Below are 20,643 nucleotides of genomic sequence, written 5' to 3'. Positions count from 1 at the left end.
GGAGAACCCCATGCGCAACCGCAGCGGAACCCGGGCCGCCCTGGCGGCCTCCCTGGCCCTGACGATGCTGGCGACGGCCTGCACCGGCGCCGGTGAGGTCACCGAGGGCTCCGAGGTCGACCTGAACGTCTCCACCGGCGTCACCGACGACGCCGTCGTCATCGGCTCCCACCAGCCCCTGACCGGACCCGCGGCCCCCGGCTACCTCGCGGTCTCCCAAGGCGCGCGTGCCGTGTTCGAGTACGTCAACGCCCAGGGCGGCGTGAACGGCCGCGAGATCGACTACCGGGTCGAGGACGACGCCTACGACCCCGCGCAGACGATCGACGTGACCCGGCAGCTGGTCATCGAGGACGAGGTCTTCGCGATGGTGGGCGGCCTGGGCACGCCCACGCACAGCAGCGTCCTCGACTACCTCAACGAGGAGGGCGTGCCCGACGTCTTCCCGTCCTCGGGCGCCCTGGCGTGGAACAACCCCGACGAGCACCCGCTGACCTACGGCTGGCAGACCGACTACACCAAGGAGGCGAAGATCCAGGGCGAGTACATCGCGGCGAACTTCCCCGACCAGAGCGTCGGCTACCTGTTCCAGAACGACGACGTCGGCGAGGACTCCCAGGCCGGGCTCGACCAGTACCTCGGCGACGAGGTCGTGGCCCGGGAACACTACGAGTCCGAGGTGCCCGACCTCAGCGCCCAGATCGCCGAGCTGGAGCGCACCGGGGCCGAGGTGGTCGTGTGCTCCTGCATCCCGGCGTTCGTCGCGCTCGGCATGCTGGAGGCGGCCAGCATCGGCTACGAACCCCAGTGGGTGGTCTCCAGCATCGGCGGCGACACCGCCACCCTCCAGGGGCTGCTGGCGGAGTTCACGCAGGACACCGACGCCGAGGGCGTGCCCGCCGACGAGTTCCTCGACGGCATGCTCATCACGAGCTACATGCCGCGCGTGGAGGACGAGGACGACGCGTGGGCCCGGTTCTTCATCGACGTGTACGAGGAGTACGGCGAGGGCGGCACGATCACCAACACGCACGTCTTCGGCATGACCCAGGCCGTCATGTTCGCCCAGGCGCTCAGGTCGGCGGGCGAGGACCTCACCCGCCAGTCGCTCGTCGACGCCCTGGAGTCCCAGGAGTGGCAGGGGCCCAGCCCCGTCCCCTTCGCGTCGAGCGACGGTGACCACGGCGGCCACCAGGGCGTCTACGTCGTCCGGTACGAGTCGGGCGGCAGCATCGAGATGGTCCAGGAGCCGCGTGTGACCGACCGCGAGGGCGGCCCCATCGAGGAGACCGACTTCACGGCCCTCGGCCCGGACGAGCTGGTCTTCCACGACTGAGCTCGGACGGGCTCGGACGGGCTCGGAGAGCGGTGGTCTCTGCGAGGCGGTGGTCTCCGTAGGGCTGCCTTTTCCACAGGCGGAAGTTGGGGCTGGCCGTGGTTGGTGTGGTGATGGTTTGCTGGAAATAGGGGGGATCCCACCCATGCAGGCTTCGGCATGCCCTGAAACGCTCGGCGCTCAATGATAATGGATTGAGGGGTAGGGAGGGGCCGTCCACAGGGCCCCTCCCTACGCCATTCCTGCCAGGGGTTGTTGGCGGCAACGAAAGCGCGCCAGCTGCCGCGAAAGGGTGCGGACGGCGGGAAGCGGTGGGCGCCGGGTGGGGGTGTGGGCCCCCGACGAAAAGCGGCACCAAAGGCGGGAGCGGCTACCGGAGGGCGACCAACGCCCGGGGTGTGGGGGCGGCTCGGCTCTGCTGCGTCGGCACCAACGGTAAACGGGCCCTCCGGTCTCGGGCAACGTTTCCGACCTCCTGTGGTCGGCGCGGGCGACGATCGCGCCAACGACAAGAGGTTATTCTGGGTGCGCATTTTCAGACACCTTTTGGCCCGACCCAATTGCAGCCCTGAAGAAAAAGCATCCTCCCGAAAGGCGTACATTCGCGCTGCGAATAGTGGAGAAAAGGCGAACGCTCGCCTATAATAAGAAGTATGGAGATGATGATCGCAGCGCCCAAGGCGGCCCCCGGGGAATGTTCCCCGGCCGTGGCCGCGCTGGCCGGTGCGCGCGAGATCATCGACCAGGCGTTGAACACCGAAGTCCCGCCCGGGGCGGACGAGGCCGCCGCTGAGGAGATCGCGGCGCTGTGGGCCCAGCTGGACCAGATCCGGTACCAGGCTCTGGCGAGGATGGCGCGCCTGTACGCGCGCGGTGCGGTGGCCCGCTACAGCGGTTACTCCACGTTGGACAAGTGGTTGGTGCACCACGGCGACCTGCCCACCGCCCAAGCGAAGGACCTGGCGCGGCTGGCCCAGCACGTACACGAGGAGACCCTGCCTGTCACCGCCCAGGCCGTAGCCGAGGGCATGGTGGGGTTGGGTGAGGCGGTGGTGATAGCCAAGGTCACCGATAAAGCCGTCCAGACCCGCGATGAGGACCATTTTCCCGATCAGGGGGAGTACCGGCAGGGGTTCGAAGCGGCGTTGGTGGCCGCGAAGACGGAGCGGCCTGGGTTGTCGGTCAACCAGCTCCAGGCGGTGGCCCGCCAGGTCGCGCATCGTTTGGACCCCCACCGCCTGGACCGTGACCATGAGGCGGCTCACGCCGCCCGTGGTTTGAGCTTGCATGAGACTTTCCAGGGCAGCTACCAGTTGCAGGCCTGGGGCGGGTCCGGGGATGCGTTGGTCGTGCGCGCGGCGATCGAGACCTTCGATGCTCCGCTCTCGGACGAGGACACGCGCAGTCGTTCGCAGCGTGAGCATGACGCGCTGATCGCGGCGCTGCGTTTTGCCACCACCCACACCGGATGCGCCCACACCCCTGCCCCGCTGGCGCAGATCCGCATCGTGGTGCCGGTGCAGACCTACCTGAACGCTCAGGGTCAGGAGGTTCCGGCGCTGGACGAGCACGGCCGGGTCATTCCGGCCGGTGTGGTGCACGAACTTGCCGCCGACTCTGAGGTCGTGCGGATGCTCACCGCCCCACCCACCGGACAGGTGCTGGACGTGGGCCACAGCCGACGGCTGGCCTCAGCGCGCCAGCGCACCGCTGCCTTCCATGGGCACGCCACGTGCGCGCACCCGGGCGGATGTGAGGTGCCGGTGGCGTTCTGCCAGGCCGATCATGTGCAGTCGTTCTCCCGAGGCGGGCGCACGGTGGTCGCGAACCTGCAACCGCTGTGTGGGCCGCATAACCGGGCCAAGTACCAACGCGAACTCCGCACACACCAACAGCAGGGACGGGGACGAGATCATCCGCCCGGCAGAGTTCCGGTTCCGCCGCCTCGGGAGTGACCCCGGCCGGGCCGGTCCCCGGTATGCCCGCGCCCGACAGGCGGCCCGGGCCCCGCCGCCAGCCGTCGTCGCTGCCACCGTCGCCCGCCTTCGCCACGGGGGCCGGTAGCGCTGCCCAAGGCCGGAGGGCCCGCTCGCCTTTGGTGCCGACGCAGCAGAGCTCAGCCACCCGGCTTCAGCCAGCGTTGGTCGCCGCCTGCGCTACTTCGCGGTAGCTGGTGCCGCTGCCCCGGCCACCATCAGCGGGCAGAGCGTTGGACGGAGCCCCCAGACACCCGCCGCCTTCGCTGCCAACGCAGCAGAGCCCAACCCCCCTCAAACCCCGACCGTTGGTCGCCGCCCGCACCACTTCGCGGTAGCTGGCGCCGCCGCCCCGGCCACCATCAATGGGTAGGGCGTTGACCGGAGCACCCCAGACACCCGTTGCCTTTGGTGCCGACGCAGCAAAGCCTCACCACCCACCAACATCAGGCGCTGGTCGCTCTCCCGCACCACTTCGCGGTAGCTGGTGCCGCTACCTCGGCCACCATCAGCGGGTAGGGCGTTGACCGGAGCCCGCGGACGGTATCCCCGTCCCTGCTCGTCGGTGAGGACGGCCTCCCACGCCCGGACACACGGGGGCGGCGGCCCGGGAGAGCGTCCACCGAGCCGCCGCCGTGTCGCGGTTCCGGAGACGCGGGACCGGAGTGGCCCCGCGTCGCCGGTGCGGGATCAGGTGATGTGCGGGCAGGAGTCCCGGTAGTCCGAGAAGTCGGAGAAGAAACCGGTGTCGGGCGGCGGGCACAGGAACTGCTCGTAGCGCTCGTCCTCGTCAACGAAGCGCTTGAGCCAGGAGATGCTGTACCTGGCGATGATCGTGTTGGAGAGGTTGGGCGCGAAGTGGCTCGCGCCCTCCAGCTCCAGGTAGGCGCGCTCCAGGTCGCCGTCCAGGCTCTCGTAGAACGGGATGGAGTGCGAGCTCACCGACGCGATGCTGTCGTTCTCCGCGCCGATGATCATCGTGGGCACCTCGACGTCGTCCCAGCTCTTCTGGAGGTGCCAGGGGGTCAGCGGGATCGCCGCGCGCAGCTCCGGCCGGTCCTCGGCGGCCGCGAGCGTGCCGCCGCCGCCCATCGAGTGGCCCATCACGGCCAGGCGGTCGCCGTCCACCCGGTCGGACACGTCGCTGTCGTCGACCATGTAGTCCAGGGCTGCCTCGATCTGGCGTCCCCGGCTGTCGGGCTGGTCGTAGCGGGTGTTGGTGTCGATCGTGAACACCACGAAGCCCTGCGAGGCGATCCGGTGGCCCATCCACGCCATCGAGGACTGGCTCGCCGTGTAGCCGGGCGCGACGACGACGCCGCCGAACGTTCCCTCGCTGGTGTCGGTGGGGTAGTAGATCGTGCCGCCGCCGAACCCGCTCACCAGCGAGGACACGCTCTCTTCGTCGGTGTCGAAGTAACCCTCCTCGGCGGTGACGCTCGACTCGGTCGGTGCGGGGCCGCGCTCGTAAGGGTTGGCGGCCTGGGCCGGGGCGACGACGACGCCGGTCAGCCCGGCGGTGAGCGCCAGGGTCATACCCGCGCGGGCGGCGAACCGGGCCACGCGGGAGCGGGGGCCGCGCTGTGCGCCGTCGGTCTCTTCGGGGGAAAGGGGGTATGTTCGCACGGTTTTTCCTTTTTCTCGTGCAGCGGGGGGAATCCGCGCACCTCGCGGTGTTCGCGGACCAAGGGTCTCCCGTGGAGGGAAAGCCGGTGTTGCCGCAAGGTGACCGCATGGGTACCCGCGGTGGTCGGCGGTGGCCGCCCCGCCTCTCGGTGGCGGAGGGAGGGGGCCGGGTGACCGGCTCCCTTCGGCCGTGGGTTCACTATGGTGTCGTTTCGGTAAACGTGCATCCGTTGAATCACCAGTAGTGACGGAGCCCAGCTCGCGGGGGGAGAAGGGGGCGTGCGCTCACCCGGTGACCCGGGTGCGCTCGTGGTGCTCCCGTGGCACCGGTGCTCTTGGCACCGGCGTCCCGACGCCCCGCCGCGCCGGTGGGCCGCGGTGTTTTGTCGGTCCCTTCCCGGGCAGGCGAACCGTGTAGGCGCACGACGAGGGAGTGAGGACCATGCCCGGTGCAAGCGAACTTCCGTCGACCCTCCAGCGGTCTCCGAAGAAGGCCCAGCGCACCTGGATCAAGGCGCACGACTCCGCTGTGGAGGAGTACGGGGAGGGCGAGCGCGCACACCGCGTCGCCTTCGCGGCGGTCAAGCACGAGTTCGAGAAACAGGGCGACCGCTGGGTGCCCAAGCAGCGCTCGGGCCCCTCGGACGAGCAGGCGTCCAACCCCAAGGCCGCGCGCGGCCGTGGCAAGGACAAGAAGACCGCCGGGGGAGTGGACGCCAACGCCAGCAAGGAGCACCTCTACGAGCAGGCGAAGAAGCTCGGCGTCCAGGGGCGCTCGAACATGAACAAGGACCAGCTGGTCGAGGCGCTGCGCAAGGAGAACGACCGGCGCACCGCCAAGGCCCGCTCCTGACACCACCCCGGCCGGACGCGTCGTCGGCCCACCCCAGACAGCCCCTCCCGAGCTCCGTCCGGGAGGGGCTTCTTCCTGCGCCGGGGAGGCGCACGCCGTGAGGGCGCGTGCGGGGAGGGGGCGGGAACCGCGGCCCGCCCCCTCCTCCCCGGCTCAGCTCGCCTGGATCTCCCCGCCGGTCGGGGCCAGGGTCTCGCCGGTGTAGTACGACGACAGCCGTCCGCTGGCGAAGAAGACGTAGGAGGGCGCGATCTCGTCCGGATCCGCGGCCCGGCCCATGGGCGACTGCTGGCCGAAGCCCTCCGCGCCCTTCTCCCCGAGCGTGGAGGGGATGAGCGGCGTCCACACCGGCCCGGGCGCCACGCAGTTGACCCGGATGCCCCGGTCCATGAGCGTCTGCGCCAGCGAGCTCGACAGGTTCATCACCGCGGCCTTGCTGGACGCGTAGTCGATCAGCGACTTGTTGCCGCGCAGGCCGTTGATGGACCCCGTGATGATGATCGAACCGCCCTCGGGGATGTGCTTCAGCGCCTCGCGGACTGTCCAGAACACCCCCATCACGTTGACGTCGAAGGTACGGCGGAGCTGCTCGGTGCTCAGGTCGGTGAAGTCGTCCACCGGCGCCTGGGTCGCCGCGTGCTCGACCAGGATGTCGATCCCGCCCAGCTCCTCGACCGCGCGGTTCACCAGGTGGGTGCAGAAGGACTCGTCGGCCAGGTCGCCGCGTACGCCCACCGCCTTGCGCCCCTGCTCCTGGACCAGCCCCACCGTGTGCTGGGCGTCGGCGTCCTCGCTGAGGTAGCCGAAGACGACGTCCGCCCCCTCCTTGGCGAAGGCCACGGCGACGGCGCGGCCGATCCCGGAGTCGGCCCCGGTGATCAGCGCGCGCTTCCCCTTCAGCAGGCCGCGGCCCTCGTAGTCGCGCATCTCGTCCCTGGGCTGCGGATCCATCGGCTCGGTCCGGCCGGGGTAGGGCTGGCTCTGCGCCGGAGGCGAAGTCTCGGACATGGTCGCTCCCCCTGTCGTCTCGGTTCCGCGGGCCTGTCCCGGAACCGGTCCGGGGCGTCCCGCGCTGTGCGCCCGGGCGGGCCCGGGCGGTCTTTCCGCGTGCCCGCCCCTACCCCGTTCGCCCCCGCTGACTCGGGCCCGGCGCGGGTCGTCTGCGCCCAGGCGGCACCGCCGTGAACGCCGCTCCAAAAGGCGGTCAACGACGTTTGCCACGAACGGGCGTCGGTCAGGTGGAACCGGAGGAAGACCTCGGCACGTGGTACCCGCAGATCGACGGAGGCCTGCTGTGAGCACTGAAGGACGTGGGGGAAGCGACGGGCGCGACGGCAAGGACCGCCAGCTCGACGCGGTCAGGACCGACTCCGACCAGCCCCTGACCACTGAGACCGGCGTCCGGGTGGGCGACACCGACAACTCGCTCCGGGCCGGGGCGCGCGGCCCGACACTGCTGGAGGACTTCCACGCCCGGGAGAAGATCACCCACTTCGACCACGAGCGCATTCCCGAACGGGTGGTGCACGCGCGCGGCGCGGGCGCCTACGGCCACTTCCGCCCCTACGAGGGGCTCTCCGAGCTGACGGCGGCCCACTTCCTGAGCGGCCCCGACGTCACCACGCCGGTCTTCGTCCGCTTCTCCACGGTCGCCGGGTCGCGCGGATCCGCCGACACGGTGCGCGACGTGCGCGGGTTCGCGGTGAAGTTCTACACCGAGGAGGGCAACTACGACCTCGTCGGCAACAACATGCCGGTCTTCTTCATCCAGGACGGCATCAAGTTCCCCGACTTCGTCCACGCGGTCAAGCCCGAGCCCCACAACGAGATCCCCCAGGCGCAGTCCGCGCACGACACCCTCTGGGACTTCGTGGGCCTGCAGCCCGAGACCACGCACATGATGATGTGGCTGATGTCGGACCGGGCGATCCCGCGCAGCTACCGGACGATGCAGGGCTTCGGCGTCCACACGTTCCGGTTCGTCAGCGCCGAGGGCCGGGGCACCTTCGTCAAGTTCCACTGGCGGCCCCTGCTCGGCACGCACTCGCTGGTCTGGGACGAGGCGCAGCGCGTCCAGGGCAAGGACCCCGACTTCAACCGGCGCGACCTGTGGGAGGCCATCGAGCGCGGCCAGTACCCCGAGTGGGAGCTGGGCGTGCAGCTGGTGCCGGAGGAGGACGAGCACGCCTTCGACTTCGACCTGCTGGACGCCACCAAGATCATCCCCGAGGAGCAGGTTCCGGTCCGCCCGATCGGCAAGCTGACCCTGAACCGGAACCCGGACAACTTCTTCGCGGAGACGGAGCAGGTGGCCTTCCACACCGCCAACGTGGTCCCGGGCATCGACTTCACCAACGACCCGCTGCTCCAGGCCCGCAACTTCTCCTACCTGGACACGCAGCTGCTCCGCCTGGGCGGCTCCAACTTCCAGCAGATCCCGATCAACCGCCCGGTGGCCCCGGTGAGCAACAACCAGCGGGACGGCTTCGCCCAGCACCGCGTGCACCGGGGCGGGACCTCCTACTACCCCAACAGCCTGGGCGGCGGCTGCCCGGCCCTGGCGCACGGGGAGGGCGTCTACCGCCACTACACGGAGAAGGTCGAGGGCGACAAGATCCGGGTCCGCAGCGAGAGCTTCGCCGACCACTACTCGCAGGCCACGCTCTTCTACAACAGCCTCGCCGAGTGGGAGCGCGAGCACCTGGTGGAGGCCTTCCGCTTCGAGCTGGGCAAGTGCGAGGAGCTGGAGGTGCGCCAGCGGGTGGTGACCAACCTCAACCACGTGGACCACCGGCTGTCCGTCCAGGTCGCGGAGGGGATCGGCGTCGAGCCGCCGGAGCGGGAGGCCACGCCCAACCACGGCCGCTCCTCGCCCGCCCTGAGCCAGCTCAACACCGCGTTCGGCTCCGTCGTCGGCCGCAAGGTGGCCGTCCTGGTCGCGGACGGGGTGGACGAGGCCGCCGTCGACGCGTTCCGCGAACCCCTGATCGGGGCGGGGGCCGTGGTCGAACTCCTCGCGGCCGCCGACGGCTCGGTCCGGACCTCGCGGGGCGGTGTCGTCACCGTCGACCGGGCCTACTCGACCGTCTCCTCGGTGCTCTACGACGCGGTCGTGGTGACCGGAGGCCCCGACGCCGCCCGGACGCTGGCGGGCGACGGGCTCGCGCGGCACTTCGTGCTGGAGGCGTACAAGCACCACAAGCCGGTGGCCGCGGTCGGCGCGGGGACGGAGCTGCTCGCCCCGCCGCTGCCGGAGGAGCTGGCCGGGCCCGTGGACGCCCTGCGGGTGGAGCTGGGCGTGGTCGCCGCGCCGGACGCGGGGGAGGCCGGTGTCGCCGAGTTCACGAGGCTGCTGGGCGAGCACCGGTTCTGGGACCGGCCGACGGCGTCCGTGCCCGCCTGACGGGGAACGGCCGGGGCGTCGGGTACGGAACGACCGGCACGGAGTGAAGGCGTGACGAAGGGAGAGAAGACGCGATGAAGGTGGGCTACAAGCTCTTCGCCGAGGGTTTCGGGCCCCGCGAGATCGTGGAGCAGGCGGTCCGCGCCGAACAGGCCGGGTTCGACTTCGTGGAGATCAGCGACCACTTCCACCCGTGGCTGTACAGCCACGGCCACTCCGGGTTCGTGTGGTCGATGCTCGCCGCCATCGCCGAACGCACCGACAGCGTCGAGCTGGCCACCGGGGTCACCTGCCCGATCCTGCGGGTGCACCCGGCGATCGTCGCCCAGGCGGCGGCCACCACGGCCATCCTGTCCGAGGGGCGGTTCACGCTCGGTCTGGGGGCGGGGGAGCGCCTCAACGAGCACGTGGTGGGCCAGGGGTGGCCCAACGCCACCCGGCGCCACGAGATGCTGCGCGAGGCGATCCAGATCATCCGCCTGCTGTGGTCGGGCGGCTACCACTCCTACGACGGCAGGTACCTGACCCTTGAGGACGCCCGGGTCTTCGACCTGCCCGAGGAGGCGCCGCCGATCGTCGTGGCCGCGGGCGGCGAGCAGGCCGCCCTGCTGGCCGCCGAGTCGGGTGACGGCCTGTTCTGCACCGAGCCGAGCAGGGAGCTCAACCGGGTCTACGAGGACAACGGCGGCTCCGGCCCCCGCTACGCCGAGGTGCCGCTGGCGTGGGCGAGCAACGAGGGCGACGCCCTGGAGTCGGCACGCGAGCTGTTCCGCTTCGCGCTCACCGGGTGGAAGGTGCAGGCCGAGCTGCCCAACCCGGTGAACTTCGAGGCGGCCACCGCCCTGATCGACAGGGACGCGATGCGCGACGTCTTCGCTTACGGGCCGGACCCGGACCGGCACCTGGAGGTGGTGCGGGAGTTCGCCTCCGCCGGGTTCGACCACCTGTGCCTGATCAACGCCGGACCCGACCCGGAGGGGTTCTTCGGCTTCTTCGAGCGGGAGCTGGCCGGGCCGATCCGGGCGATGGGCGCCGGTTAGCGCGTGACCGCGAAGGCGCACCGGGCCCGCACCCAGTGCCGTCCGCAGGCCGGAGCTCCACTGCCGTCCGCGGGTCTGAGCTCCCGCGGCGCACCGGCCGACCCGGCCCGTGCCCGGGGGTCCCGTGTCCGGGAGGCCCCGCGCACGGGCGCCGGCCGAGGGGCCGGCCCTCACATGGACCGGGCGTACTCACGGAGGGAGTCGCGGACGAACGCGGCTCCCTCCGCGCTCCCGTAGAGGCCCTCGTAGTCCGGGTCCTCCACGTAGACGCGGCCCAGATCGCACACGAGCTCGACGGAGCGCTCGCGGTCCCCCTCCGCCACCGGCGTCCCCGGGATCTGGCGGAGCCACTCCACGTGCCGGGCGGCCAGCTCCTGCGCGCGGTCCGACACCGGGGACGCACCGTCCTCCCAGGCCGCGACCCAAGCGGCGACCAACCGGTCGGTGTCCTGCTTCCAGTCCCTCCGCTGGCGCAGGCTCTTGCCGTGCCACCAGGCGTTGCTCTCCAGGAAGGCGCGCTCACCCCAGCGGGAGACGACCCCGTCCCGGTAGGGGTCGTTGAACCCCTCCAGCATCATCTCCAGGGAGCCGTCCCTGCCGGAGCGCCGAGCGTCGAGGGTGCGCCGCACGGACCTGATCCGCTGGTCCAGGCGGTCGCGCTCGGCCTCCAGGAGTCCGATGTGGTCGCGCAGGGCCGCCTCCTCGTCCCGTTCGCGGTCCAGCACGTCCGCGATGACGGGCAGGCTCAGGCCGAGGTCCCGCAACAGGAGGACGCGCTGGAGCCGGGCCACCGCGGCCGCGTCGTAGTACCGGTAGCCGTTGCCGCCCACCCTGGAGGGTGGCAGGAGCCCGATGTCGTCGTAGTGGCGCAGGGTCCGGCTGGTGACACCGGCGCTGGCCGCGACCTGCTGGATGGTCCACTCCACGTGAGGTGCCCGTCCCGTCTGCTCCCCCGGTGGCGAGGCCGCCCCCGGTCCGTGTTCTCGCGGGCCCGCCCCCGCCGCCCGTGTCGGCCGTGCGGGGCGCGGGGCGCACGCCCCGCGCCCGCACCACCGACACTAGGAGTCGACGCTGCGGCAGGGTCAACTCCGCCCGCGCCACCAGGCGAGCAGACGGCTGAGGAGGTCGTCCTCGTGGCCCTCGTCGTCGTGGTCCGGGCCCCCCGACCGCGCCCCGGCCTCCGACTGCCCGTCCCCTCCGGAGCCGCCCCTTCCGGAGCCCTCCCGGGGGCCGAGGGCGACGGGTTCGCCCGGGGTGAAGGCCACCGGGAGTTCGCGCAGCCCCCGCAGGAACGGCGACGGGGTCCAGCGCAGGTCCTCGGGCTCCACGGCGAGCCGGAGCCCGCCCAGGCGCTCCTGGAGCGTGGTGACCGCGATCGTGGCGGTCAGCCGGGCCAGCTCGCGGGCCGGACAGGCGTGCGGTCCGGCGCCGAACATCAGGTGGGCCCGGCTGCCCCCCGCCTGTTCGCAGCGGACGGTCGGATCGCGGTGGGCGGCGTCGAAGCCGATCAGCAGGGCGTCGCCCGCACGGATGTCGACACCGCCGATGCGCATGTCCTGGAGGGCGATGCGGGCGGGCAGGATCTGGAAGGGCGTGTCGGTCCACATCACGTGGTCGAGCAGTTCGTGCACGGTCATCTGCGCGTCCGTGTAGGCGGTGCGGACCGCCTCGTCGGTGAACAGGGTGCGCATCGTGTTGCCGATGAGGTGTGTGGTGGTCTGGTGGCTCGAATTGTTGATGAGCGCGGCCTGGTGCGCGACCTCGTGGTCGCTCAGCCCCGCGGGGTGTTCCAGCATCCACGACACCAGGTCCTGGCCGGGGACCCTGCGCTTGCGGGCCACCAGTTCGGAGAAGTACTGGTGGATGCGGCCGACGGCGTCCTCTGCGCGTTCGGCGTTCTCGCTGAAGACGATGGACGTGAGGTCGCCCAGCATGTACCCGTAGCTGTCGGAGAGCCCGTACAGGCTGTTGACCACGAGCACGGGCAGGGGGTTGGCGTACTCGGAGATGAGGTCGGCCCTGCCGTCGGCGACGAAGGAGTCGACGAGCTCGTCGGCGATCCGCCGGATCGTGCGGGCGGTGGCGTTCAGGTCCACCCTGGCCAGGCTGTCCGCGATGGCCGAGCGCAGCCGGGTGTGCTCGGCCCCGTCGGCGTACAGGGCGTTGGGGCGCCAGGACAGCGCGGGGCGGGCGCAGGAGAGGTCGACGCGCCCCTCCGCCACCTCGCGCCAGCGGCGGGTGTCGCGTGAGAAGAGGTGCTGGTTCTGTAACACCGCCAGGTTCTCGTGGTAGCCCAGCAGAAGCCAGGCCCGTACGCCGGTCTCCAGTTCGACCGGGGCCACGGGTCCGTGGCGTTCGCGCAGCGCGGCCCAGAGGCCGTCGCGTCCGGTGGCGGGTGTGGTGCCGTACAGCCGTGTGTTCGTCAACGAACCGATTCCCTCTCTTCGGGGAGATGGTGTGCCGGTGCGGTGACGGAGGGGAGAAGCGGGATCGCTCATTGTAGAAGGGGCGGCGTTCTTTTTTCAACACGGCAGAGAAAGGGCGCCTGCGTATTAGTGACAAATGGTATTAAGGTGCTCTTTTTTGGGGGCTCCCACGCGCCGGAACCCGGGGTCGTGCGCCGGATGGAGCCGCTCCGCGGCCGGAGTCTGCCACGGGGATGCGACAGTTCCACGAGGATTCGCAAGGAGGTTCGAAAAGGGCGCTTTTTGTCATAGGGAGTCCGTAGTGTTCTCTGTGTGAGCGATCGATGGAGTACCGACGACGTATGGGCTCTGGCTCCGGACGCCTCCTCCCGCAAGGCCGCCCTGAAGGTGGCCAAGGAGTCGTCCTGGCCCGAGCGCGGAGCGGTCGCCGCCCCCTCCGGCGGCACCTCCGCCGTCTGGGGCGAGTGCAAGGGCAGCGGTTCCAAGCCCTACCTGGCCGCCGTCCACCTGGACGGCGCGGGCGGGACCGCCTACAAGTGCAGCTGCCCCAGCCGCAAGATTCCCTGCAAGCACGTCCTGGGCCTGCTGGCCCTGTGGACCCAGGACAGCGTGGCTGACCGGGAGGAGCGGCCCGAGTGGGTGGCCAAGTGGCTCTCCGGAAGAGCAGCCCGCCAGGAGAAGGCCAACAGCCCGGCGGCCCCCGCCGACCCCGAACGGGCGGCCGCGACCCTGCGCAAGAGGGAGGAGGCCGTCCGGGCCGGGGTCGACGAACTCGGCCTCTGGCTGCGCGACCAGGTCGACACCGGGCTGGCCGAGGTGCCCAAGCACGGCTACGACCACTGGGACCGCATGGCCAAGCGCCTCGTGGACGCCAAGGCGGGCGGCGCGGCCTCCCTCGTCTCCCAGCTGCCCTCCGCGGCGCGCGGGGACAGCTGGCCCGAGCGGATGCTCGAACGGCTCGGCCTCCTCCACCTGCTGGTCAACGGCTACCGTGCGGGCGACGCCCTCGACGAGCGCGTCCGCGGCGCCGTCCGCTCCCGGGTGGGCATCACCGTCAAGGCCGAGGAGGTCCTCGCCAGCGGTGAGCGCGTCCGCGACACCTGGCGGGTCCTGGGCTGGCACGACGCCCCCACCCTCGAAGCCGACATGCGCGTGCGCCGCCTGTGGCTGCGCGGCACCGCGACCGGGCGCGTGGCCCTGTACCTGGCCTTCGCCCGACCCGGCCAGGCGCCCACCACCCCCTTCCGGGCCGGCACCGACGTGGAGGCCGAGTTCGCCTTCTACCCCGACGGCCACCGGGTCGCCCCCGTCGGCGACGGCGTCACGACCGAGGCGGCCCCGCCCGAGGGCGGCACGGTCGTGCAGGCCCTCGACGACTTCGCAGCCTCCCTCGCCGAGGACCCCTGGCGCGACACCTGGCCTGTCGTGCTCGACCGCGCCGCCCCCGCCCACGACGGCCGGTGGTACCTCACCGACACCGAGGGCGACGCCCTGCCCCTGGCCTCCCCCGAGCCCTGGCGCCTCCTCGCGGTCACCGGCGGCCACCCCTCCACCGTCGCCGCCGAGTGGTCGCCCGCGGCGGGACTCACCCCCATCACCGTGTGGGACCGGAACGGAAAGGCGGTCTCCCTGTGACCCCCGACCCCCTGGCCGCCGTGGACTCCTGGGACCGCCTGGTCTCCACCGCCCTGGTCGGCACCTCCAAGCGCTCCGTCCCCGACACCCCCGACCTGCCCCCCACCCCCGAGGACGAGGACTCCGTCGCCCTCCTGGACCGGGCGGCCCTGATCGCCGTCCGCCGCGCCGCCGGGTACGTCCCCGCCACCGGCGTCGAGCCCGTCGAGCCCGGCGCCGAGGACGAGCGCCCCGAGCCCGGACAGGCCGCGACCACCCGGCTGGAGGACATCCTCACGGGACGGACCGAACTCCTCCCGGAGTGGCTCGGGCTGGTGGCCGCCTCGGGACGGCGCGTCGCGTACTCCAGCGTTCCCGCCCTCCTCGACCAGGGCGCCCGCGACAGCGAGCTGCGCCCCGCGCTCGCGGCCGCGGTCGGCACACGCGGCCACTGGCTGGCCGGGCTCAACCCCGCCTGGTCCTACATGCTGGCCGAGTCGGTCCACGCGGACCGGTTCAGCGAGCGCGACTGGGGCTGCGGCACCCCGGGCGAGCGCCGCCGCGCGCTCGCCGCGCTGCGCGCCACCGACCCCGACCGCGCCCGCGAGCTGCTGGCCGCCGTCTGGACCGGCCTGGCCAAGGCCGACCTGCGCCGCCGCCTGCTGGAGACCTTCGCCACCGGGCTCGGCCCGGCGGACGCGGACTTCCTCGACCGGGCGCTGGACGACCGCAGCGCCAACGTGCGCGGGATCGCGCTGTCCCTGCTCACCCGGCTGCCCGACAGCGCGCACGCCGAGCGGCTGCGCGGCCACGTCCGCGCGCACGCCTCGCTCAGGGAGGACGGCGCCCTGTGGGTGGACCCCGTCCGCTCCCGCGACGCCGCCGTCCACCGCGACCTGGCGCTGGCCGCGCCCTCCAAGGGCGACGAGAACGTGCACGAGCAGGCCGAGCGGCTGTGGGCGCTGCTCACCCACGCGCCGCTGGACGTGTGGCCCGGGCTGCTGGGCGCCGAACCCGTGGGGATCTTCGAGGCGGCGAACCGGGAGGCCGTGCAGAGCGCCCGCCTGGTGGGCGCCCTCGTCAACGCCGTCATCGTCCAACGGAACGTCGAGTGGGCCAGGGCCGTCCTGGAGTTCCTGGGTTCGCGGGGCACGGGACCGGGGTTCCAGACGAGCAGGCTGCTGGAACTGCTGCCGGTCGAGGAGCGCTGCGCGTACGCCGACGGCGTCCTGGCCGACAAGTCCTCCTTCAGCCGCTGGGGCGACCAGCTCAGCGACACGCCCGGCCCCTGGACCCCCGAGCTGAGCGCGCGGGTCATCGCGCGCCTGCACGCCAAGGACCGCAAGAACGACTACCACGGCTACCGGCTGCTCTGCGAGGCGGCGGCCGTGCACATGCCCCCCGGGCACCTCACCGACCTCCACCAGACCCCTCCGTACAACGACGCCTCCGGCGACGCCTACCTCCGGCTCCGGGACACCCTCCGGTTCCGACTCGACATGCACAGGGAGCTCAGTTGACCACCTCCACCCCCTCCATCCGCACCGACGCCGCCCAGGCCCTGCGCCCGCACGCGGAGCAGACCTACTCCGCGGAGCTGGAGGCGCTGGCCAAGGCCGACGACCGGCAGCGGCCCCCGGGCTGGAAGCTCTCCCCGTGGGCGGTCACCCAGTACCTGCTGGGCACCACCCTGTCCGACGGCACCGAGATCAGCGCCAAGTACATCGGCGCCCGCCGCGTCGTCGAGGTCGCCGTGGCCACCCTGGCCACCGACCGCGCCCTGCTGCTCATCGGCGTCCCCGGCACCGCCAAGACCTGGCTGTCCGAACACCTGGCCGCCGCGATCTCCGGCGACTCCACCCTGCTCGTCCAGGGCACCGCCGGGACCTCCGAGGAGGCCGTCCGCTACGGCTGGAACTACGCCCGGCTGCTCGCCGAGGGCCCCTCCGAGGCGGCCCTCGTGCCCAGCCCGGTGATGACCGCCATGTCGCGCGGCTCCATCGGCCGCATCGAGGAGCTCACCCGCATGCCCTCCGACGTGCAGGACGGCCTCATCACCGTGCTGTCGGAGAAGGCCCTGCCGGTGGCCGAGCTGGGCGTCGAGGTGCAGGCCCAGCGCGGCTTCAACATCATCGCCACCGCCAACGACCGCGACCGCGGCGTCAACGACCTGTCCAGCGCGCTGCGCCGCCGGTTCAACACCGTGGTGCTGCCCGTCCCCGACAGCGCCGAGGACGAGGTCCGCATCGTCACCCAGCGGGTGGAGCAGCTCGGCCGCGCCCTGGACCTGCCCGAGGTGCCCACCAGCCTCACCGAGATCCGGCGGGTGGTCACCGTCTTCCGCGAGCTGCGCTCGGGGGTGACCGAGGACAACGGCACCAAGGTCAAGTCGCCCAGCGGCACGCTGAGCACCGCCGAGGCGATCTCGGTGATCACCAACGGCATCGCGCTGGCCGCGCACTTCGGCGACGGGCAGCTGCGCCCGGCCGACGTGGCCGCGGGTATCCAGGGCGCCGTCGTCCAGGACCGGGTGTCCGACGGCGTGGTGTGGCGCGAGTACCTGGAGACCGTCGCGCGCGGGCGCGACGGCTGGGGCGAGTTCTACCGCGCCTGCCGCGAGGTGGGCGCCTGATGGGTCGACCCCGACTGGACACGAGCGGGCTGCACGTCCTGGGCGTGCGGCACCACGGCCCGGGGTCGGCCCGGGCCGTCCGGGCGGCGCTGGAGGAGATCAAACCCGACGCCGTGCTGATCGAGGGACCGCCGGAGGCGGACGCCCTCACCTCGCTGGTGGGCGAGCTGGAGCCGCCGGTGGCTCTGCTGGCCTACCTCGCCGACACCCCCAAGGGGGACGAGCCGAGAGCCGGCGAGGGCTGGGCGTTCTGGCCCTTCGCCAGCTTCTCCCCGGAGTGGGAGGCGCTGCGCTACGCGGTGGAGAACGACGTGCGGGTGCGCTTTTGCGACCTGCCCGCCGCGAACACCCTGGCCGAGCGCGTCGCCGAGGCCGAGGAGCGGCGCCGGGCCGCGGAGGAGAGCGCCCGCGCCGAGGCGGATTCCGGGGAACCGGAGTCCGGCGAGGTTCCTGGGAACACCGGGACGCCTGAAGCCGGTGGGAACACCGGGACCGGAAGCGGCGACGAGGACCCCGGGGCCGCCGGGAACACCACGGCTCCCGAGGACACCGGGACGGCCGGAACCGGTGCGGCTGTCGTGGCACGAGAGACCGACGGAACCGAGGCCTCGGAGGCCGCCGAAGGGACGGACGGCGGCGAGGTCGGCGAGCCGGAGCGGATCCGGCTGGACCCCCTCGGGGTGCTCGCCGAGGCCGCGGGCTACGACGACGCCGAGCGCTGGTGGGACGACGTCATCGAGCAGCGCCGGGACGGGGAGCCCTCCCCGTTCCCGGCGATCGCCGACGCCATGGCCGCCGTCCGCGCGGAGTCCGGCCCCGAGACGGAGCGCGACGCGCGCCGGGAGGCGTACATGCGCCAGACCCTGCGCGCCACCCTCAAGGAGGGCCACGAGCGGATCGCCGTGGTCTGCGGCGCCTGGCACGCCCCTGCCCTGCGCGACCTGGCCGACTACCCGATCAAGGAGGACACCGCCCTGCTCAAGGGCCTGCCCAAGGCGAAGGTCACCGCCACCTGGGTGCCCTGGACCCACGGGCGCCTGGCCGCCTCCAGCGGTTACGGCGCGGGGGTCGCCGCCCCCGGCTGGTACCACCACCTGTTCACCGCGCCCGACCTCCCGGTGCACCGGTGGCTGACCGACGCCGCCCGGATGCTCCGCGAGGAGGGGCTGGCGGTGTCCTCGTCCCACGTCATCGAGGGCGTGCGGCTGGCCGAGAGCCTCGCCGTGCTGCGCGGGCGTCCGCTCGCCGGACTCGACGAGGTGGCCGAGGCGCTCACGGCCGTCCTGTGCGAGGGCGAGCCCACCCGGGCCGCCCTCGTCCACCGCCGGATGTCCGTCGGCGAGCGGATGGGCTCGGTGCCCCCGTCCACGCCCATGGTCCCGCTCCAGCGCGACCTCATCGCGATCCGCAAGCGCCTGCGGCTCAAGGCCGAGCCCTTCGACAGCGACCTCGACCTGGACCTGCGCAAGGACAGCCAGCGCGAACGCAGCGTGCTGCTGCACCGGCTGCGGCTGCTCGGTGTCGAGTGGGGTGTTCCCCGCACCCCCGACGGCGGGCAGAAGGGCACCTTCCGGGAGTCGTGGCGGCTGCGCTGGGACCCCGACATGGACGTGGCGCTGATCGAGGCCAGCCGGTGGGGCACCACCGTCGCCTCGGCGGCCACGGCCCGGGTGGCCGACCTCGCCGAGGACGCGGCCCTGCCCGCGCTGACCTCCCTCACCGAGCAGTGCCTGTTCGCGGACCTGGGCGAGGCCCTGCCCCGCGTGCTGTCCCTGCTCACCGACCGCGCGGCCACCGACAGCGACGTCACCCACCTGATGGAGGCGCTGCCGCCGCTGGCCCGCTCCGCCCGCTACGGGGACGTGCGCGGCACCGACAGCGCCTACCTGAGCACGGTCGCCGAGCAGATCCTGCGGCGCGTGTGTGTCGGGCTGGCACCGGCCGTGCACGGCCTGGACGACGACGCGGCGGAGCGGTTCGTCCGGCACATCGACGCCACGCAGGGCGCCGCCACCCTCCTGGGCGGGGAGGGCGCCCAGGCCTGGACCGCGGCCCTGACCGCCCTGGCCGTGCGCGACACCCTGCCCGGCCGCATCGCCGGGCGGGTCAACCGGATCCTGTCCGACTCCGGGCTCGTGGACGCCGACGAGCTGCGCCGCCGCCTCGGCCTGGCGATGTCCCCGGGCGCCGAACCCGCCTCGGCCGCCGCCTGGCTGGAGGGGTTCCTCCAGGGCAGCGGGCTGATCCTGGTGCACGACGACCGGCTGCTCGGGCTGATCGACACCTGGCTGCTCTCCCTGCCCGAGGAGCGCTTCACCGCGGTGCTGCCACTGCTGCGGCGCACCTTCGGCGCCTTCAACGGCCCCGAGCGCCAGGAGATCGGCTCGGCCGCCCTGCGGCTCGGGACGGCGCCCGCCGCCGACCGGTCCGCCCCGGCCCGCGTGGACGTGGACGCCCGGCGTGCGGCCCCGGCCCTGGCCACCGCGCTGGCCATCCTCACCGACGGAAAGGTGCGCACATGAACGCCGTGGACGAGCGGGAGCGACGCTGGAGGCTCGTGCTGGGCCGGGAGGCGCAGTGCTCCGGCGGGGTCGGCGCCTCCGGCCTCAGCGCCGCCGACCAGGGGATGGACGCTGCGCTGGAAGCGCTGTACAACCAGAGCGGACGCGGTCGTGGCAGAGGGCTCGGGGCACTCGTGCCCGAGCGCTCCGCCGGGCTCGGCGGTTCGGCGCCCCGGGTGGCGCGCTGGCTGGGCGACATCCGCGAGTACTTCCCCTCCTCCGTGGTGCAGGTGATGCAGAAGGACGCCATGGACCGGCTGGGGCTGCACCAGCTCCTCCTGGAGCCGGAGATGATGGAGGCAGTCGAGCCGGACGTGCACCTGGTGGGGACCCTGCTGTCCCTCAACCGGGTGATGCCCGACCAGGCCCGCGAGTCCGCCCGCGCGGTGGTGCGCCGGGTGGTGGACGACCTGGAGCGCCGCGTGGCGCAGAAGACGCGGTCCCTGGTGCAGGGGGCGATCGACCGGTCGTCCCGCACCCACCGGCCGCGCCGGGTGGCCGACATCGACTGGAACGCCACCATCCGCCGCAACCTGGCCCACTACCTGCCCGAGCACAACACGATCGTGCCGCAGACCCTGGTGGGGTACGGCCGCCGCAGCCGGGGCGTGCAGAAGGACGTGGTGCTGGCGATCGACCAGAGCGGTTCGATGGCCTCCTCGGTGGTCTACGCGAGCGTGTTCGGCGCGGTGCTGGCCTCGATGAAGACCCTGCGCACGTCGCTGGTCGTGTTCGACACCGCGGTGGTGGACCTGACCGAGCAGCTGACCGACCCGGTCGAGGTGCTGTTCGGCACGCAGTTGGGCGGCGGCACGCACATCAACAAGGCCATCGCCTACTGCCAGGGGCTCATCACCAAGCCGAACGACTCGGTCTTCGTGCTGATCAGCGACCTGTACGAGGGCGGTGTCCGAGCGGAGATGCTGAGGAGGGTGGCCGCGATGCAGGCGGCCGGGGTCCAGGTGGTGGTGCTGCTGGCGCTGTCGGACGAGGGCGCGCCGTTCTACGATCGACAGAACGCGTCCGCGCTCGCCGAGATGGGGGTGCCCGCGTTCGCCTGCACCCCCGACGCGTTCCCCGAGCTGATGGCGGCGGCCATCCAGGGGCAACCCCTCACGTCCTGGGTCGAGAAGTACCAGGACGCCTGATCCGGGCGGGCGGGGCCGTGGCGGTCCC

The 20,643-nt window shown here is 72.4% G+C and carries 14 protein-coding genes; 10 read left to right on the top strand and 4 right to left on the bottom strand.

The window, feature by feature from the left end; genetic code table 11:
* Positions 1–10 precede the first annotated feature (10 nt).
* Positions 11–1,336, top strand: coding sequence for an ABC transporter substrate-binding protein (locus ACSTA4_RS28330; RefSeq protein ID WP_444961738.1), 1,326 nt, complete (start codon positions 11–13; stop codon positions 1,334–1,336).
* A 662-nt stretch (positions 1,337–1,998) separates the two neighbouring features.
* Positions 1,999–3,291 carry a DUF222 domain-containing protein gene (locus tag ACSTA4_RS28325; RefSeq protein WP_444964296.1) on the top strand — a complete coding sequence of 431 codons (1,293 nt, stop codon included), beginning with the start codon at positions 1,999–2,001 and terminating at the stop codon, positions 3,289–3,291.
* A gap of 711 nt (positions 3,292–4,002) precedes the next feature.
* On the opposite strand, the gene ACSTA4_RS28320 is transcribed toward ACSTA4_RS28325, so the two are convergent.
* The gene (locus ACSTA4_RS28320) at positions 4,003–4,938 is read right to left on the bottom strand and encodes an alpha/beta hydrolase family protein (protein WP_444961737.1); all 936 of its coding nucleotides are present in this window, start codon (positions 4,936–4,938) and stop codon (positions 4,003–4,005) included.
* Positions 4,939–5,380: 442 nt separating this feature from the next.
* Between ACSTA4_RS28320 and ACSTA4_RS28315 the strand changes: the two genes are divergently transcribed.
* Entirely contained in the window at positions 5,381–5,791 is a 411-nt protein-coding gene (locus ACSTA4_RS28315) for a ChaB family protein (protein ID WP_174547560.1), read from the top strand.
* Between the two features lie 153 nt (positions 5,792–5,944).
* On the opposite strand, the gene ACSTA4_RS28310 is transcribed toward ACSTA4_RS28315, so the two are convergent.
* On the bottom strand, positions 5,945–6,799 hold the full coding sequence (locus tag ACSTA4_RS28310) for an SDR family oxidoreductase (RefSeq protein ID WP_444961736.1): 855 nt from the start codon (positions 6,797–6,799) through the stop codon (positions 5,945–5,947).
* Positions 6,800–7,085: 286 nt separating this feature from the next.
* On the opposite strand from ACSTA4_RS28310, the gene ACSTA4_RS28305 reads away from it, so the two are divergent.
* Both ACSTA4_RS28305 and ACSTA4_RS28300 read left to right on the top strand, forming a co-directional pair.
* Entirely contained in the window at positions 7,086–9,194 is a 2,109-nt protein-coding gene (locus ACSTA4_RS28305; protein ID WP_444961735.1) for a catalase, read from the top strand.
* Between the two features lie 74 nt (positions 9,195–9,268).
* Positions 9,269–10,234 (top strand): TIGR03557 family F420-dependent LLM class oxidoreductase, encoded by a 966-nt coding sequence (locus ACSTA4_RS28300; RefSeq protein WP_444961734.1) that lies wholly within the window; start codon positions 9,269–9,271, stop codon positions 10,232–10,234.
* Positions 10,235–10,404: 170 nt separating this feature from the next.
* On the opposite strand, the gene ACSTA4_RS28295 is transcribed toward ACSTA4_RS28300, so the two are convergent.
* Positions 10,405–11,160: a MerR family transcriptional regulator gene (locus ACSTA4_RS28295; protein ID WP_444961733.1), complete on the bottom strand. Its 756-nt coding sequence runs from the start codon at positions 11,158–11,160 to the stop codon at positions 10,405–10,407.
* 156 nt (positions 11,161–11,316) lie between these two features.
* On the bottom strand, positions 11,317–12,660 hold the full coding sequence (locus ACSTA4_RS28290; protein WP_444961732.1) for a cytochrome P450: 1,344 nt from the start codon (positions 12,658–12,660) through the stop codon (positions 11,317–11,319).
* Positions 12,661–13,047: 387 nt separating this feature from the next.
* On the opposite strand from ACSTA4_RS28290, the gene ACSTA4_RS28285 reads away from it, so the two are divergent.
* Genes ACSTA4_RS28285 through ACSTA4_RS28265 form a run of 5 tightly spaced genes read left to right on the top strand, consistent with a single transcriptional unit; the run spans position 13,048 to position 20,615 of the window.
* On the top strand, positions 13,048–14,295 hold the full coding sequence (locus tag ACSTA4_RS28285) for an SWIM zinc finger family protein (RefSeq protein ID WP_444964295.1): 1,248 nt from the start codon (positions 13,048–13,050) through the stop codon (positions 14,293–14,295).
* On the top strand, positions 14,292–15,794 hold the full coding sequence (locus tag ACSTA4_RS28280) for a DUF5691 domain-containing protein (protein WP_444961731.1): 1,503 nt from the start codon (positions 14,292–14,294) through the stop codon (positions 15,792–15,794). Before ACSTA4_RS28285 ends, ACSTA4_RS28280 begins: the two co-directional genes overlap by 4 nt.
* The gene (locus tag ACSTA4_RS28275; protein ID WP_248772644.1) at positions 15,791–16,906 is read left to right on the top strand and encodes an ATP-binding protein; all 1,116 of its coding nucleotides are present in this window, start codon (positions 15,791–15,793) and stop codon (positions 16,904–16,906) included. The genes ACSTA4_RS28280 and ACSTA4_RS28275 overlap by 4 nt, the downstream gene beginning before the upstream one ends.
* Positions 16,906–19,428 (top strand): DUF5682 family protein, encoded by a 2,523-nt coding sequence (locus ACSTA4_RS28270; RefSeq protein ID WP_444961730.1) that lies wholly within the window; start codon positions 16,906–16,908, stop codon positions 19,426–19,428. The genes ACSTA4_RS28275 and ACSTA4_RS28270 overlap by 1 nt, the downstream gene beginning before the upstream one ends.
* Positions 19,425–20,615, top strand: a complete 1,191-nt coding sequence (locus ACSTA4_RS28265; RefSeq protein WP_444961729.1) for a VWA domain-containing protein — start codon at positions 19,425–19,427, stop codon at positions 20,613–20,615. The genes ACSTA4_RS28270 and ACSTA4_RS28265 overlap by 4 nt, the downstream gene beginning before the upstream one ends.
* Positions 20,616–20,643: the final 28 nt, after the last annotated feature.

The sequence above is a fragment of the Nocardiopsis sp. M1B1 genome, from assembly GCF_052466615.1.
The sequence above is the reverse complement of the archived record's forward strand: the minus strand, read 5'-3'. Positions and strand labels throughout refer to the sequence as shown.